Origin of the sequence: Prauserella halophila (assembly GCF_024171895.1) — a bacterium.
GTDB classification, from domain to species: Bacteria; Actinomycetota; Actinomycetes; order Mycobacteriales; family Pseudonocardiaceae; genus Prauserella; species Prauserella halophila.
This window is the reverse complement of sequence record NZ_JAMTCQ010000009.1, coordinates 467,253-482,358: the sequence shown is the minus strand read 5'-3', so window position 1 is coordinate 482,358 and position 15,106 is coordinate 467,253. Positions and strand designations below refer to the sequence as shown.

14 protein-coding genes are annotated in these 15,106 nt (G+C 67.5%); 5 read left to right on the top strand and 9 right to left on the bottom strand.

Going from position 1 to position 15,106, the window contains the following annotated elements; translation table 11 throughout:
- Positions 1–56 precede the first annotated feature (56 nt).
- Positions 57–581, bottom strand: coding sequence for a hypothetical protein (locus LY41_RS08450; protein ID WP_253863314.1), 525 nt, complete (start codon positions 579–581; stop codon positions 57–59).
- 2,124 nt (positions 582–2,705) lie between these two features.
- Here LY41_RS08450 and LY41_RS08445 point away from each other — a divergent pair.
- On the top strand, positions 2,706–4,082 hold the full coding sequence (locus tag LY41_RS08445; protein WP_253863313.1) for an HNH endonuclease signature motif containing protein: 1,377 nt from the start codon (positions 2,706–2,708) through the stop codon (positions 4,080–4,082).
- 257 nt (positions 4,083–4,339) lie between these two features.
- On the opposite strand, the gene paaE is transcribed toward LY41_RS08445, so the two are convergent.
- Genes paaE through paaZ form a run of 6 tightly spaced genes read right to left on the bottom strand, consistent with a single transcriptional unit; the run spans position 4,340 to position 10,150 of the window.
- Entirely contained in the window at positions 4,340–5,428 is a 1,089-nt protein-coding gene (paaE, locus tag LY41_RS08440) for a 1,2-phenylacetyl-CoA epoxidase subunit PaaE (protein ID WP_253863312.1), read from the bottom strand.
- Position 5,429: 1 nt separating this feature from the next.
- Complete coding sequence (gene paaD, locus LY41_RS08435; RefSeq protein ID WP_253863311.1) at positions 5,430–5,975, bottom strand: 1,2-phenylacetyl-CoA epoxidase subunit PaaD; 546 nt, start codon at positions 5,973–5,975, stop codon at positions 5,430–5,432.
- Entirely contained in the window at positions 5,969–6,847 is an 879-nt protein-coding gene (gene paaC, locus LY41_RS08430) for a 1,2-phenylacetyl-CoA epoxidase subunit PaaC (RefSeq protein ID WP_253863310.1), read from the bottom strand. Before paaC ends, paaD begins: the two co-directional genes overlap by 7 nt.
- A 41-nt stretch (positions 6,848–6,888) precedes the next feature.
- Positions 6,889–7,173, bottom strand: a complete 285-nt coding sequence (gene paaB, locus LY41_RS08425; protein WP_253863309.1) for a 1,2-phenylacetyl-CoA epoxidase subunit PaaB — start codon at positions 7,171–7,173, stop codon at positions 6,889–6,891.
- Positions 7,170–8,135, bottom strand: a complete 966-nt coding sequence (gene paaA, locus LY41_RS08420) for a 1,2-phenylacetyl-CoA epoxidase subunit PaaA (protein WP_253863308.1) — start codon at positions 8,133–8,135, stop codon at positions 7,170–7,172. The genes paaB and paaA overlap by 4 nt, the downstream gene beginning before the upstream one ends.
- Positions 8,132–10,150, bottom strand: a complete 2,019-nt coding sequence (gene paaZ / locus LY41_RS08415; protein ID WP_253864048.1) for a phenylacetic acid degradation bifunctional protein PaaZ — start codon at positions 10,148–10,150, stop codon at positions 8,132–8,134. Before paaZ ends, paaA begins: the two co-directional genes overlap by 4 nt.
- A gap of 498 nt (positions 10,151–10,648) precedes the next feature.
- Between paaZ and paaI the strand changes: the two genes are divergently transcribed.
- From paaI to LY41_RS08400, 3 genes are read left to right on the top strand one after another with little or no spacing between them, the layout of a single operon-like run.
- A complete protein-coding gene (paaI, locus tag LY41_RS08410) occupies positions 10,649–11,038 on the top strand; it encodes a hydroxyphenylacetyl-CoA thioesterase PaaI (protein ID WP_253863307.1) in 390 nt (129 codons plus the stop codon).
- Positions 11,039–11,051: 13 nt separating this feature from the next.
- Positions 11,052–12,398 carry a phenylacetate--CoA ligase PaaK gene (gene paaK / locus LY41_RS08405; protein WP_253863306.1) on the top strand — a complete coding sequence of 449 codons (1,347 nt, stop codon included), beginning with the start codon at positions 11,052–11,054 and terminating at the stop codon, positions 12,396–12,398.
- A 22-nt stretch (positions 12,399–12,420) separates the two neighbouring features.
- Complete coding sequence (locus tag LY41_RS08400; protein WP_253863305.1) at positions 12,421–13,035, top strand: TetR/AcrR family transcriptional regulator; 615 nt, start codon at positions 12,421–12,423, stop codon at positions 13,033–13,035.
- A gap of 27 nt (positions 13,036–13,062) precedes the next feature.
- On the opposite strand, the gene LY41_RS08395 is transcribed toward LY41_RS08400, so the two are convergent.
- Positions 13,063–13,662 (bottom strand): GNAT family N-acetyltransferase, encoded by a 600-nt coding sequence (locus tag LY41_RS08395; RefSeq protein ID WP_253863304.1) that lies wholly within the window; start codon positions 13,660–13,662, stop codon positions 13,063–13,065.
- 65 nt (positions 13,663–13,727) lie between these two features.
- Entirely contained in the window at positions 13,728–14,291 is a 564-nt protein-coding gene (locus tag LY41_RS08390) for a DUF5994 family protein (protein WP_253863303.1), read from the bottom strand.
- A gap of 340 nt (positions 14,292–14,631) precedes the next feature.
- On the opposite strand from LY41_RS08390, the gene LY41_RS08385 reads away from it, so the two are divergent.
- Positions 14,632–15,105: a DUF6292 family protein gene (locus LY41_RS08385; protein WP_253863302.1), complete on the top strand. Its 474-nt coding sequence runs from the start codon at positions 14,632–14,634 to the stop codon at positions 15,103–15,105.
- Position 15,106 lies beyond the last annotated feature (1 nt).

Below are 15,106 nucleotides of genomic sequence, written 5' to 3'. Positions count from 1 at the left end.
CCGGGCGTCGAGCGCCGTATTTGTGGCCTATTCATCTGCAGTCTTGATCAATGGGCTCAACTATCGAGATCCGATCTCCATCGCTCAACCTCCTCGACGATCTTATCCGGACCGTTTACAATAAATAGCTCACTCGGTGCATCACGGAACGACACCTTCATCCTCTTGCGTGCACCACCACCCAGCAAATCGCTCCATTTTCGCCCGACAGAGCTTACGCCACTCACATCCTTACGCAAACTCCACCATCCTTTTGCCGCAAGAAACTGGTCCAGCACATTGGGGCCGAACATAATCCTGAAGTTGGTCAGGTACACCCTCCCTCCGACCAGCCTGCACCAGCTCTGCTTGCGACTTCCAAGGTAAACAACAAGAACCTTCTCATCGTCGAACCGCAGGAAGTTTTCAGGAAATTTCGGGTACGACTCGTTCATAGATCCCCTTTTTGCAATGGCGCCGAATGCTGCACCTCTAACAATTCCACCACAGTCAACTCCGGTGCAGTCACTCGCTGGCTTTGCCACCAGATCAGCGGCGCCAGTGACGTGCTTGCCTACGCGAAAGACCTCGACGGCCGCCATCCGGACGTCGCGAGCATTTCGCCTTTTCCTTGCCGGCGGACAACCCCGCCGACGTCCATAACTCGCTACCACCCTTGGCGCAGCAACCAACCGCTACACCCGTCACTCTCACGGCGACACCGGCAAGGGAATTTGTCAGCCGAAATCGACCTACCACCACCCAAATCGCGACACTCGAATTCCGGCACCTCTTAACTGCTTTTCACGTAAGAATTTCCCCGCAGTCGTGACCATCAGCGATACCGGCGACACCACACCGACAAATATGAAGCTGAGGAACGGATCCCCTGATGTATACAGATTGACAAACATTCCCCCAATTCCGACTAGCCCTCCAATGACTCCCACGGTCACAACTATTCTGTGAAGTTGATTCCATCTTGGTTTGTCGCTATTTGTCATGAAATTTTGATCCAGCCCTGACAATCGCACGTGTAATTTCGCTGACGTGGGCATTTGAACGTGCGCAAAGAGAGCGTGTGACCCGAACCCTGGACGGTTTGGCACCCCACTCGAAACTCGCCGGATCTGTGCAGCCGATCACCGCAAGTCCCCCGCTAAAATCCCCAGGTTCCGGCCGCACCAGCGCCGATTCCACCGGCCGTTGCAACGCCGCCAGCAACCCAAGAAGTTCCGCCCGTAAGCATTCCACCAACCACAACACCGCCAACTGTGATCGCGCCACCCACCCAGACCCATATCTCGGAAAACGCCTGAGGCGAATCGTAGTTCCACACCTCGTGCACGTAGTTCATGGTGTCATCTTTTCCCCCTACTTACCCCCATCGAGTACGAACCATCAGGAGCCACACCACCACTCCAGCGGCCTAACCACTGTTGCTGTTTCCTACAGCAACCCCCTTCACGCTATCTTCCATTTTTCCGCAAGTCGCGCCACGAAAACATGAATCCTGCTTCCTTGATCTGCCGCTCGCGCAACAACCTGCCAACAAGGAGAATAACCAGAGAAGCCGGAAAAAGTGTCACTTGGAGCACGAATGCGCACTTAAATCCGAATGCAAACAATAGCACCATGCCACCTATTACATAGGTTACAACCCCCACGTTTCCGGCAATAAACAGAGTTCTATGGCCCCACTTCCAGTGAGGCCTCCCCGTGGAACTCATGGCACCCGCCCTAAATTTTCCCGATAAGGATAGCTGACTTCCACAATGTTTGGCACTACCATCCACAGGTGTCTTGTTATTATCATTTAACGGTTAGTCGGTGAAACCCACCGGAATCAGCCTACCAGAACTCGCCCCGCGTGATAGTTATTCAATTCACCGCTCCATGTTGAATCAAGTGATCTATAACTCGTCATCACACGTGTACCCTGCAGCGACGCAACAGCCGGGCAATCAGCGGCGTCCGCCGATCCGACTCCTCGATGCGCGGCCTGCCCGATTTGCCAGCGGCCACTGCGCGGCAGTTCTCGCACGAGCGACCAGCCAGGTCACCGGACGCCACCACCACACGATGGCCAGCGACGGCGTGCACCGTACCTGTGCCGCGTTCGACGACCCACCCCTCGTCGGTAACGAGATGTTCCAGCCCGCCAGCCCCAGGTTCCGCTCCCGCTCATCCAGACCGGCAGAGCGCTCGGCCAGCTGCCGGAGAGCGATCGACACCGCGGTACACCCGCAGATTCCCTGAACATAATCAGACATTTTGTCAGCCACCCATTAGTCGGGTGCTTTCAGAAACGGACCCTGCTGTCAGGAACGGGTCTTCTTTCTGGAACGAGACCTGTTTTCTGGAACGAGACCCGTTTTCTGAATACGGGGAGGGTGTCCACGGTCTCGCCGGTATACGTCCGGGAGGCGTTGCCGGCTCGATGTGCAGGTCGTCGAGACACCCAGGATGAGTAAGCCGGTCCCGCGCTGGACCAGCCGGGCGCTGGGCCAGTCAGCTACTGGACCAGCCGGGCGCCGGGCCGGTTCGTCGACGGTTACGCGGCCGGTTCGGTTGGGCGGTGCGTTCGTGCGCCTCGAATGTGATGACGGTGTGACAGTTGTGTTCCGTGTGGTGCAGGTGATTGTGGTTCAGGCTCGTGCCGCTATAGTCCAGTCACTCGATTGTGTAATCGTTGTATCGATCGTTCGTTCGATACCATAGGTGTTGTGGATGCGATTAGGGAGAAGATCGAGCAGGTCGGTGGTGTCCGGGCTCTGCGGGCGCGGCTCGATGCCGAGGAGTTGTCGCTGTTGGCGGAGATTTCGGCGGATGCGGGTGATGGTCGGGGTGTGGTCGAGGAGTTGGCGCCGGTGTTGCGGGTGTCGACGCGGGAGGTCGAACGGCGTGTGGACGACAGCCGGTCGGTGGTGCGGCGGATGCCGCAGCTGCATGCGGCGATGCGCACCGGTGAGGTCGAGTCCTACGGCGCACGGCGGGTGCTGGCGGTGGTCGATCCACTCGACGACGACACCGCCCGGCAGGTCGACGGTCTCCTCGCGGAAAAGCTGACGGACGCGCCGGAAACGGCGTGGCAGCCGGGCAACCTCGCACAACGCGTACGCAGACTCGTCGAGAAGACCGACCCGGACGGACAGACCGAACGGGCCCGGCAGGCGCGGGCGGAACGCAAGCTCGAACTCGCCCCCGGTGAGCACGCTGTGTCGTCACTCGAGGTGAGCCTGCCAGCGGAACAGGCAGGCGCCTGCTACTCACGGGTCGATGCCATGGCCCGATCACTGCGGCACGGTGGTGACCGCCGCACCCTGGACCAGCTACGCGCCGACGTGGCCGCCGACCTACTACTCGGACGTGACCCCGGTGTCTCCCCGCCGGAAGCGGCAGCCATGGTGTATCTCCACGTGCCCGTCGACGCGGCCCTGTCACTCTCCGACGACGGCTGCGAACTGGACGGCTACGGACCCGTCCCGGCCCCGATCGCCCGGGAGATCATGACCAACGAGCGGAGTATCTGGCGGGCGGTGTTGTGCGACCCCGGAACCGGCGAACCGGTGGATCTGGGGCGCACCCGGCGGCGGCCGAGCGCGGTGATCCGCGAGTTGGTCCGCGTGCGCGACCGCGAATGCGTCATGCCCTGGTGCCACCGCCCCGCCCGGCACTGCGACCACGACCACGAACACCCCTGGACCACCAACAGCGGTGACAGTGACGGTGGTGGGTCGACGTCGGTCGCCAACGGCGGGTCCCGCTGCCGACGACACCACCGACTCAAAGACCACCCCGGCTGGAGCACCCGCTACGACCCGGTCCACGGCGTCACCCGTGTGACGACGCCGCACGGGGCGACCTACACCGCACACCGCGATCCCGTCCTCACCCCCACACGCCACACCCCGAAACGCACAGCCCCGAAACGCACAGAGCCGGCACGTGAGGACCCGGCACGCACTGCCCCGACACGACAGGCCCCGGGACGACAGGTGTCGGCACGTCGCCAACTCGCCCGTGCCGAACCGGACCGAGAAACCACCGACCCGGGAACTGCAGGCCCGGAACACCACGACGACGACAGCCCACCCTTCTGATTTCCTGAGGCCAGGACGGGTGAGTGATGGTCGTGGAGCACTTCCAGTGGGGTTCGGCAGCCGAGACCGCTGTGTGGTTGCTGGCGGCCGTAGCAGACCTCGATGTAGTCGGCCACGGCGAATCGTGCCCGGACCCGGATCTCATGCCGGCCGCGGTGATAGCACTCGTTCTGAGGCTCGCGAAGAGTGCAACTCGCGGGCCTCCTCACCCACGGGACAGCCGGTCGTCACGACCAGCTGCGCCAACACGGTGCGAATCACACGTCGTAGTCCACCGTGACCTCGCCGGAAACCGGGACGCTCTGGCACGTCAGCACGAAGCCGGCGTCGACCTCGGACTGTTCGAGCGCGAAGTTGCGGCGCATGGACACCTCACCGCCGGTGACCTTCGCCCGGCACGTGCCGCACACGCCGCCCTTGCACGCGAACGGCAGGTCCGGCCGGACCCGCTGGGCACCATCCAGAATGGACACATCTCCGGGAAGTGCCGTCGTCGTGCTCCTGCCGTCCAGCACGACCGTGACGTCGCTGGCGTCGGCGGCCGACCGCTGTTCGACGTGGCGTACCGGTTCCGGGGGAACGTCTCCGGCGTAGAACAGTTCCGCATGCACCCGATCTGCCGGCACGCCCACGTCGCCGAGCAGCTCCCGAGCGCCGGTCACCAGGTCGAACGGGCCGCACAGCCACCACTCGGCGATCGCTCCGGGCTCGCCGACGAGCGCCATCAGACCGCGCAGCTTGTCCGGGTCGAGCCTGCCGGTGAACAGTTCGGCCTCGCGCGGTTCCCTGGACAGCACGTGCACGAGTTCGAGCCGCTGCGGGTAGCGGTCCTTCAGGTCCGCCAGTTCGTCGGCGAACATCACGGTGTCGCTGCGGCGGTTGCCGTAGAGCAGCGTCACGGTCGCCGCCGGGTCCCGCAGCACGGTCGCCGCGATCGACAGCAGCGGGGTGATCCCCGACCCCGCGCCGATCAGCACGTGCCTGCCCGCCGTCACCGCAGGGGTGAACGTGCCGGTCGGGGTGCCGACCTCGAGCTCGTCACCGGGCTGCACCTCGTGCACCAGCCAGCTGGAGAACAGCCCGCCCGGCACCTCCCGCACCCCGATCCGCAACGAACTTCCCTCCGCCGCGCAGATCGAGTACGACCGGCGTTCCTCACGGCCGTCGATCACCGCCCGCACCGTCAGGGACTGGCCCGCGCGGAAGTCGTAGACATCGGCCAGTTCGGGCGGCACGGCGAACGTGACGGCGACCGCGTCGTCGCACAGCCGGTCGACACCCGCGACCGTCAGAGTGTGGAACTCGCCGCGCAGCCTCGACCGGACGGGCGTGGTGGATGCGGTCACCTCAGATCTCCTTCACATGCTCGAACGGCTCCGCACACGCCGGGCATCGGCGCAGCGCCTTGCACGCGGTGGGCCCGAACTCCGACACCGCCTCGGTGTCGACGGCCCCGCACTGCGGACAGCTCACCCTGCGCTGCGGCGGCACCAGCTGCACCGGCACCGGCCCGCCGCCCCGCTGCGGCGCCGCCCCCGGCGGTGCGATGCCCGCCTCGGCGAGCCGCCTGCGACCGCGCTCGGTGATCCAGTCGGTGCTCCACGGCGGCTGCAGCACCGTGCGGACCTCGACCCGCTCGAACCCCGCCCGCCGCAGCGCGTGGACGAGATCGTCGCGCATGGTGTCCATCGCGGGGCAGCCGCTGTAGGTCGGCGTGATCGACACCGTGACACCGTCGGCGGATTCGGTGACCTCGCGCAGCACACCGAGGTCGGCCAACGTCAGCATGGGCAGCTCCGGGTCGGTCACCGTCTCGGCGACCTCTCGCGCCGTCACGGCCGTCCCCGGGGTCGCAGCCTTCTCGTCGGTCTCGTCCGTCCTCGCGGTCACCATGTCGCCTCCGGATATGCTCGCGCGACGCTCTGCAGCTCGGCCAGCAGGTATCCCATCTGCTCGGTATGCCTGCCGTTCCGGCCCTTGCCGCCCGCGACCCCCGCCTTCGCCGGAACGACCGGCGTCTCCAGCGTCGCGGCCGAGAGCACCTGTGCGAGCACGTCGTCGAACTCGGCGCGCACCTCCGCCGGGTCCACCGCGACGCCGTCCAGCCGCCGCTCGACGTCGTGGGGCTCGAACAGTTCGGCCACCAGCGGCCACACCTCGTCGAACGCCGCGACCGTCCTGGCATGCGAGGTCTCCGTGCCGTCGCCGAGCCGCACGACCCACTGGGCGGCGTAGTCGCGGTGGTAGGTCAGTTCGTTGACGCCCTTCTGCGCGATCGCCGCGAGCACCGGATCGGCCGATGCCTGCAGTCGCTGGAACACGGCGAGCCGCCACGTCGTCAGCACCAGCACCGTCGCGACGAGCTGTGCGAAATCGGCGTGTTCTCGTTCGGCGAGGCGGACGTTGCGGAACTCGTGCTCACCGCGGAAGTAGGCGTAGTGGTCCTCGCCGCGACCACTGCCGTCGGCACGTCCCGTCCGCGCCAGCAACAACCGCGCCTGCCCGAGCAGGTCGAGGCCGATGTTGGCGATCGCGACCTCGTCCTCCAGCTCGGGCGCGCGAGTGCACCACTGCTGCAGCCGGTGCGACAGCACGAGTGCGTCGTCGCCGAGCATCAGGCAGTACTGTGCGAGGTCCTCACCGTCCACACCGGACGGAACCGTTGTGTCCACTCCGGACAGTGGATTGTCGAATCCGGTGCCGAACGCCCATCGCGCGTCGTCGTGGGCATCGGCGAGCGCCTCGTAAGCGTTGTCGAAAGCCATGTTCACCTTCAATCGATCGGCGGCACAGCCGCTGTCGCCACCTACATGTGCGGGACGTTCTCCGGGATCTCGTAGAACGTCGGGTGGCGGTAGACCTTGTCCGCCGAGGGAGCGAAGAACGGGTCCTTCTCGTCAGGACTGGACGCGGCGATGTCCGCGGCCTTGACGACCCAGATGCTCACGCCTTCGTTGCGCCGCGTGTACAGGTCCCGTGCATGGTGCAGCGCCATGTCGTCGTCGGCCGCCCGCAGCGACCCGACGTGCACGTGGTTCAGCCCCCGCTTGCCCCGTACGAACACCTCGTACAGCGGCCATTCGCCCGTCATGCCGCTGCCTCCTTCCGCTGTTGCTGTTTCCGCGCGTGCGCGGCCGCGGCCTCACGCACCCAGGCTCCGTCCTCGTGGGCCGCACGACGGCGTTCCACGCGTTCGGTATTACACGGCCCGCCGCCGGAGATGACCTGTTTCAACTCGTCCCAGTCGATGGCACCGAAGTCATGGTGTCCGCGGTCGGCGTTCCACGCCAGGTCCGGATCGGGCAGTGTCACGCCGAGCGTCTCGGCCTGCGGCACGGTCATGTCGACAAATCGCTGCCGGAGCTCGTCGTTGGTGTGGCGCTTGATCTTCCACGCCATCGACTGCGCCGTGTTCGGCGAATCGTCGTCGGACGGGCCGAACATCATCAACGACGGCCACCAGAACCGGTTCACCGAATCCTGCACCGCCTCGCGCTGTTTTCGGGTTCCGTTCATCATCGCCATCAGCAGTTCGTAACCCTGCCGCTGGTGGAAGGACTCCTCCTTGCAGATGCGGATCATCGCGCGGGCGTAGGGCCCGTAGCTGCTGCGGCACAGCGGCACCTGGTTGCAGATCGCCGCACCGTCGACGAGCCATCCGATCACGCCGACGTCGGCGAACGACAGCGTCGGATAGTTGAAGATCGACGAGTACTTCTGCCGCCCGCTGATCAGCTTCTCCGTGAGGTCGCCGCGGTCGCCGCCGAGTGTCTCGGCCGCCGAGTACAGATACAGCCCGTGGCCCGCTTCGTCCTGCACCTTCGCGAGCAGGATCGCCTTGCGCCGCAACGACGGCGCCCGCGTGATCCAGTTCCCCTCGGGCTGCATGCCGATGATCTCGGAGTGCGCGTGCTGCGCGATCTGCCGGATCATCGTCTTCCGGTAGGCCTCCGGCAGCCAGTCCCGCGGTTCGATCCGCTGGTCCTTGGCGATCGTGTGCTCGAAATGCTGCTCGAGGTCCGATTCGGACGGTGCCGGTTCCGTGACGGTCATCGTGCCTCCTTCGAGACGAGGGTGAGTACGTCGTACTTGGCGACCGAGTCGCCGTCGGCGTTGGTCACGTCGGCGTCCCAGCACACCTCGCCGTAGTCGGCGCCCTCCCTCGGGGTGATCTGCTTGCAGGTCAACGTCACGGTCAGTGCGTCGCCGGGCTTGACGGGCGTGAGGAAGCGCAGGTTCTCGAGCCCGTAGTTGGCGAGTACGGGACCGGGTTCCGGCGAGACGAACAACCCCGCCGCCAGCGACACCACGAGGTAGCCGTGCGCCACGATGCCACCGAACAGCGGGTTCTCCGCGGCCGCCGCCTCGTCGGTGTGGGCGTAGAACGTGTCGCCGGTGAACTCGGCGAAATGCGCGACGTCCTCGGCCGTGACCGTGCGCGGACCCGCGACGACCGCATCGCCCACGCGCAGTTCGGCGAGGGACTTGCGGAACGGGTGCACATCGGTCTCCGTCCGCGGCGCGCCCGGCGTCCACCGGCCGGTCACCGCCGCGAGTACGGCCGGGCTGCCCTGCACGGCCGTGCGCTGCATGTGGTGCAGCACGCCGCGGATGCCGCCCATCTCCTCACCGCCGCCCGCGCGTCCGGGGCCGCCGTGGACGAGCTGCGGCATCGGCGAACCGTGCCCGGTCGACTCGCGCGCGTCGTCGGCGTCGAGCACCAGCAGCCTGCCGTGCCACGGAGCCGCGCCGAGCACGACCTCACGTGCGAAGTCCTTGTCGCCGGTGACGACCGACCCGGCCAGGCTGCCCTTGCCGCGGGCGGCGTAGTCGACGACCTGGTCGGTGGAGGTGTAGGGCAGCAGGGTCGAGACCGGGCCGAACGCCTCCACCTCGTGGGGCTCGGCCCGCTCGGGATCGCCGGAAAGCAGCACCGGAGAGAGGAACGCGCCCCGCTCGGCATCCGCACCGGCGACGTCGACGTGCTCGGGGTCGCCGAAGAGGACCGTCGCCGCGCCCTGCAGCGCCTTCAGCGAGCGGCGCACCTCCTCGCGCTGTTCCAGGCTGGCCAGCGCGCCCATGTCGGCGCCGGCCGGGTCGCCGACCGTCACCGCCGCGAGCCGCTGCCGCACGGCCCCGGCGACGTCGTCGAGCAGCGCCGCGGGCACGAAGGCGCGGCGGATCGCGGTGCACTTCTGGCCCGCCTTGACGGTCATCTCGGTGACGAGCTGGTCGACGTAGAGGTCGAACTCGGCCGTGCCCGGCGTGGCGTCCGGGCCGAGGATCGAACAGTTCAGCGAGTCGGCCTCGGCGTTGAACCGCACGGCATTGCGGACGATCGCCGGGTGACTGCGCAGTTTCCGCGCCGTGTCGGCCGAACCCGTGAACGACACGACGTCCTGTTCCGTGACGTGGTCGAGCAGATCGCCCGCACTGCCGCAGACGAGCTGGACGGCCCCTTCGGGCAGGATCCCGGACTCGACGATCAGCTCGACGAGCTTCTCGGTGAGGTAGGCGGTCTGGCTCGCGGGCTTGATCAGGCTCGGCATGCCGGCGAGAAAGGCGGGCGCGAGCTTCTCCAGCGGGCCCCAGACCGGGAAGTTGAACGCGTTGATCTGCACGGCCACGCCCCGCAGCGGCGTCGCGACGTGCCGGGCGACGAACGTGCCGCCCTTGCCGAGCGGTTCGACGTCGCCTTCGACGTACACGGTGTCGTTCGGCAGTTCGCGCTTGCCCTTGCTGCCGTAGGCGAGCAGCACGCCGATCCCACCGTCCACATCGAACTTCGAATCGCCGCGGGTGGCACCGGTGCGCGCGGACAGTGCGTAGAGCTCGTCGCGGTGTTCGCGCAGATGCGAACCCAGCGCCTTGAGCAGTGCGGCGCGCTGATGGAACGTCAGCTCCCGCAGCGCGGGGCCGCCCGTCCGGCGGCCGTGGTCGAGCGCGGCGGCCATGTCGATGCCGTCCGACGACACCCGGGCCACCTCGGCGCCCGTCACGGCGTCGCACACGGCGGCGCCGTCACCGGTGCCCTGCTGCCAGCGCCCTCCGACGTAACTGCGCAGCATGCCACGGCTCGATCCGCCCGCGTTCGACTCGGCTCCGTTGCCCATCGATCCTCGCTCTCGTCGCTCACAGGCCCTCTCCGGCCTGGACGCTCGTAATTACTAACCGAACGGTCGGGAAGTAATGCTAGCGCGGATGCAGCAGAGCGGCAAGACCCGAATCCACCCGGGAGCTACCGGTCCGCCCGGAGCCGACTCCGGCCGCGACACCCCTCGCCCGCCGTGAATCCGGGCCCACCCGCGGCGATTCCGTCCCGCGACAGCTGCGCGAGCGCCTCGTCCGTGGAACTCTCCTCTTGACATCCGTTCTCGGGCTGACCTTTACTCGCCAGGCGACTTCATTACCGTCCATTCGGTCAGTAAGCAACCCGGTCAGTAAGCAACCCGGTCGGTGACGGCGCCCCGGTAGACCGGCCCGGCGAACAGGCAAGGCGGTGAGGCCTCGTGTCCCGTCCGGCGGCACACGCCCCAGCAGCACACATCAGTGACGCCACGCGAACCATGCTCGAGTCGGACACCGCCTCGTCCGCGCTCGGCATCGACGTCACCCGGGCCCGCGACGGCGAGGCCGTCGCACGCCTGCGGATCACCGAGCAGATGGTGAACGGCCACGACATCGCGCACGGCGGGTACCTGTTCCTGTTGGCGGACACGACGTTCGCCGCCGCGTGCAACAGCCACGGCCCGGTCACCGTCGCGTCGGGCGCCGAGATCTCGTTCGTCACCAGTGCCCGGCTCGGCGATGAGCTCGTGGCCGAGGCGACCGAGCGGACCCGGTACGGCCGCAACGGCATCTACGACGTCACCGTGCTCCGCGAGACCGCCGAGGGCCGCGAGGTCGTCGCCGAGTTCCGCGGCCGCAGCAGAACCGTCGGCCAGATCACGTCCTGAGGAGTCCGCTTCCATGACCAGTACGCACAACGAGGTGCCGAACACGCAGTGGCTGGGCTCGGCGCCCCCGCTCGACGACCTGTCGGCGCCGGAACGACTGAGCACCGACGAGCTTCGCGCCCTCCAACTCGAGCGTCTGCAGTGGACACTGCGGCACGCCTACGACAACGTGCCGCTCTACCGCCGCAAGTTCGACGACGCGGGCGTGCACCCGGACGACTGCCGCGAACTCGCCGACCTCGCGAAATTCCCGTACACCACCAAGCGGGACCTCCGCGATTCGTACCCGTTCGGCATGTTCGCCGTCCCCGAGAGCGAGGTCAGCCGGATCCACGCCTCGAGCGGAACCACGGGCAAGCCGACGGTCGTGGGCTACACCGCCACCGACATCGACAACTGGTCGAGCGTCATGGCGCGCTCCGTCTTCGCCGCGGGCGGACGGCCCGGCCACAAGGTGCACGTCTCCTACGGCTACGGGCTGTTCACCGGTGGGCTCGGCGCGCACTACGGCGCCGAGAAACTCGGCTGCACCGTCGTCCCGGCCTCGGGCGGCATGACCGCCCGGCAGGTGCAGCTCATCACCGACTTCCGGCCGGAGGTCATCATGGTGACGCCGTCGTACATGCTCACGCTGCTCGACGAGTTCGAACGCCAGGGCATCGACCCGCGCACCACGTCCCTGCAGGTCGGCATCTTCGGCGCGGAACCGTGGACCGAGCACATGCGCCGCGAGATCGAGGAACGCATGAACCTGCACGCCGTCGACATCTACGGACTGTCCGAAGTGATGGGACCCGGCGTGGCGCAGGAATGCGTCGAAACCAAGGACGGCCTGCACATCTGGGAGGACCACTTCTACCCCGAGGTCGTCGACCCGATCGACGACACCGTGCTGGCCGACGGCGTCACCGGCGAACTCGTGTTCACCTCGCTCACCAAGCAGGCACTGCCGATCATCCGCTACCGCACCCGCGACCTCACCGCCCTGCATCCCGGCACCGCACGTCCCGCGTACCGGCGTATGGACAAGGTGACCGGCCGCAGCGACGACATGATCATCCTGCGCGGCGTCAACGTGTTCCCCACGCAGATCGAGGAGATCGTCCTCGGCACCGGCGGACTCGCGCCGCACTTCCAACTCCGGCTCACCACGCAGGACCGGATGGATCACCTGACGGTGCTGGTCGAGGCGGACCCGGCCGCGCCGCAGGAGCGCAGGAAGGCCGCGGCGGCCGAGGTGGCCGAGCGGGTCAAGGACGGGGTCGGCGTGACCGTGAGCGTGGAGGTCGTCGATCCGGAGTCGCTGGAGCGCTCGGTCGGCAAGCTCCGCCGGGTGCTCGACCAACGGCCGTCACAGTGATCCGACCTGCGATGATGTCATCATGACCGAACCACCACGGACCCGGAACCGGCGCGGCAGGCCGGGTTACGACCTCGAGTCCCTGCTGATGGTCGCGGTCACGCTGTTCAACGAGCGCGGCTACGACGGCACCAGCATGGAGGACCTGTCTCGCAAGCTGGGCATCTCCAAGTCGGGCATCTACCACCACGTGCGCAGCAAGGACGAGCTGCTGCAGCTGGCCGTGAACCGCGCGCTCGACGGGTTGTTCGCGGAGGTCGACCGGCTGGACGCGGTCGAAGGGCCCGCGATCGACAAGCTCGAACAGCTCGTGCGGGCCAGCGTCGGCGTGCTGGTGGAGCAGCTGCCGTTCGTCACGCTGCTGCTGCGCATCCGCGGGAACACCAAGGTGGAGAAGGCGGCGCTGGCGCGCAGGCGCGAGTTCGACCAGATCGTGACCGACCTGGTCAGCAAGGCCGCAGCCGACGGCGACCTGCGGCCGGACGTCGACCCGGCGACGTCGGCCCGACTGCTGTTCGGCATGGTCAACTCGCTGGTCGAGTGGTACCGGCCGCGGGGAGGCGTCGACGCCGGGACGCTGGCCGACGCCGTGGCGACCGTGGCCTTCGACGGTCTGCGCGTGCGCAGGGACGCCTGAACGCTCCCGGCGTGGCCGCGGCCCGGGTCAGTCGTCCTGGTAGGCGGGCGGCAGGTGGCCGATGGGCGCGGCCTGTTCGAGGTCCGCCGGTCGCAGGCGGTACACCTGCAGTGTCGTCCCGAAGTACTTGTCGGTCTCCCCGACCCATTGCATGCCGTTGCGGCGCACGGTGGCTGCGGCTCGCGTGTTGTCGGGGCGCACGACCGCGTACAACTCGTCGACGTCGTGCGTGAACGCCCAGCCGGCCAGTGCGAAGCCGGTCTCGCTGGCGTAACCCCGGCCCCAGAAGTCGGGATGGAGTTGCCAGCCGATCTCGAGGTCGTCGTTACCGGGCGGGAGCGGCAGCACCGACGCACCGCCGATGAGGTGGCCGTCGCTGCGCCGTTCGACGGCCCAGTGCCCTGCAGGCACGTCCAGCTCGGCGGTGTCGCCGATCCACTGCCGCAACCGCAGGCGCATGGCCGCCCGATCCGGCACTCTCGCCATGGCCGGGCCGAGCCAGCGGGTGACCGACTCGTGCCCGTAGATCGCCAGCGCCTCGGGCGCGTCCGCGACGTGCCAGCCGCGCAGCAACAATCGGGGCGTGACCAGAGTGGGGCGCGCGGTGGGCTGCTCGCTCGTTGCCATGCCGAGTTCCTTGCCGGCTCCGGCGGCCGAGCCCTCACCCGGCCGCCGGAGTCCGCTCGTGGTGTTCATCGAACCCGCCCGCCGTCCAGCTCCCAGCGCTCCGCAGACTCCTCTGACTCCTCTGCATCGGCCGAGTCGCCGGACCCCAGCAGACTGTCGATGCCGTCGGTGTTCCCGCCCTGCGAGGCCGCAGCCAGCGACGCACGCGCCGAGGCCGGTGCGGCTTCGGGCGGCACGACGAGCAGCGTCAGGCGAACGTGACCGTAACCTCCGACGACCGTCACGGTTTCCCGTTGCTGGGAGCGGAAGCCCTCCAGCCGGATCCGGCTGTCGCCGACGGTCAGCTTGCGCGCGGCGGGTTCCCACATCGTCAGGTTGTAGGTCACCCGCTCCCACGGGCCCCACTGCGACCCCAGGGCTGTGAGCAGTTCCGGCAGTTCGGCTGCCAGATCCCGGGAACAGGGCCACCAGGCACCGTCGACGTGTCCCGTGGCACGGGACTCGGATTTGACCCGAAGCCGCGCGTTCCGGCGCGACTGCGCCGGTAGGGAAGAAGTCGGTAGAGGAGAAGCCGGTGCGGGAGAGGCCGGCGCCGGAGAAACCGGCGCGGAGGAGGTCGGTGCGGTCATGCTCAGTGTGTGCGGGATCGACATCATGTCGATACTCCGTCCCGGCCGCGATCGCGGCCGACGCGATGTGTCGTCGCCGGCGACGCGGGCTCGGTCGCTCACGTGCGAAATGCCGTCGACACCTGCAATCTTACCCGCTCGTGCAATCGCCTGCGGTGAGACTGCTGTTCGGCGTTGGACGGCGGCGCCGGATGGCGTAGCGTCGGGGTGACCGGGTACCGCACGAGCCGCGCCCGCGCGGCTCGGTTCGCTCGACAGGTGCCGCGTGCCCCGGCCATGGACACGGAGGCCGGCGAGATCGCCGTGCATGCACACCGGGTCCCGGAGGATCGAGGCTGCTATGGACACCGACACCGGCATGGACACCGACACCGGCATGGACACCGACACGGACATCGACAGCACGCCGGCACTGCGCCGCGGGCTCGACGGCTACATGCGCGCGGTCGCCCGCGAGCTGAATGTCCCGGACGAAAGCATGAGCTTCGAGATCAGCGACACCGCGACCGCCTATCTCGGCCTGTCGACACGCTGGCCGTCGTGGCCGGGCCACGACCTGATGCTGACGTGGGACGAGCGCACCGGGTGGTCGATCGCCGTCGAGACCACACCCGCCGAGCACGCGGTCGTCATCGCGAGGATGGGCAGGGAACTGCTTCCGTCACCGCACGCGGTGTCCCGGTGGGTCACCGGCACCTTGGCCGGCTCGCCCGTGCCGACGGGGCCGCAATCGACGACGCCACAATGGACGAGGGCGAAGGCAGTCGACCGACATGCCCTCGCCCTGCGTCTCTCCGATTACGTTCCGGCCTGAA

Coding starts and splice junctions, on each gene's coding strand:
- LY41_RS08450 (WP_253863314.1), bottom strand. CDS start 581: ATGGCGGCCGTCGAGGTCTTTCGCGTAGGCAAGCACGTCACTGGCGCC.
- paaD (WP_253863311.1), bottom strand. CDS start 5,975: ATGGTGACCGCGAGGACGGACGAGACCGACGAGAAGGCTGCGACCCCG.
- paaC (WP_253863310.1), bottom strand. CDS start 6,847: ATGGCTTTCGACAACGCTTACGAGGCGCTCGCCGATGCCCACGACGAC.
- paaB (WP_253863309.1), bottom strand. CDS start 7,173: ATGACGGGCGAATGGCCGCTGTACGAGGTGTTCGTACGGGGCAAGCGG.
- paaA (WP_253863308.1), bottom strand. CDS start 8,135: ATGACCGTCACGGAACCGGCACCGTCCGAATCGGACCTCGAGCAGCAT.
- paaZ (WP_253864048.1), bottom strand. CDS start 10,150: ATGCTGCGCAGTTACGTCGGAGGGCGCTGGCAGCAGGGCACCGGTGAC.
- paaI (WP_253863307.1), top strand. CDS start 10,649: ATGCTCGAGTCGGACACCGCCTCGTCCGCGCTCGGCATCGACGTCACC.
- paaK (WP_253863306.1), top strand. CDS start 11,052: ATGACCAGTACGCACAACGAGGTGCCGAACACGCAGTGGCTGGGCTCG.
- LY41_RS08400 (WP_253863305.1), top strand. CDS start 12,421: ATGACCGAACCACCACGGACCCGGAACCGGCGCGGCAGGCCGGGTTAC.
- LY41_RS08395 (WP_253863304.1), bottom strand. CDS start 13,662: ATGGCAACGAGCGAGCAGCCCACCGCGCGCCCCACTCTGGTCACGCCC.
- LY41_RS08390 (WP_253863303.1), bottom strand. CDS start 14,291: ATGACCGCACCGACCTCCTCCGCGCCGGTTTCTCCGGCGCCGGCCTCT.
- LY41_RS08385 (WP_253863302.1), top strand. CDS start 14,632: ATGGACACCGACACCGGCATGGACACCGACACCGGCATGGACACCGAC.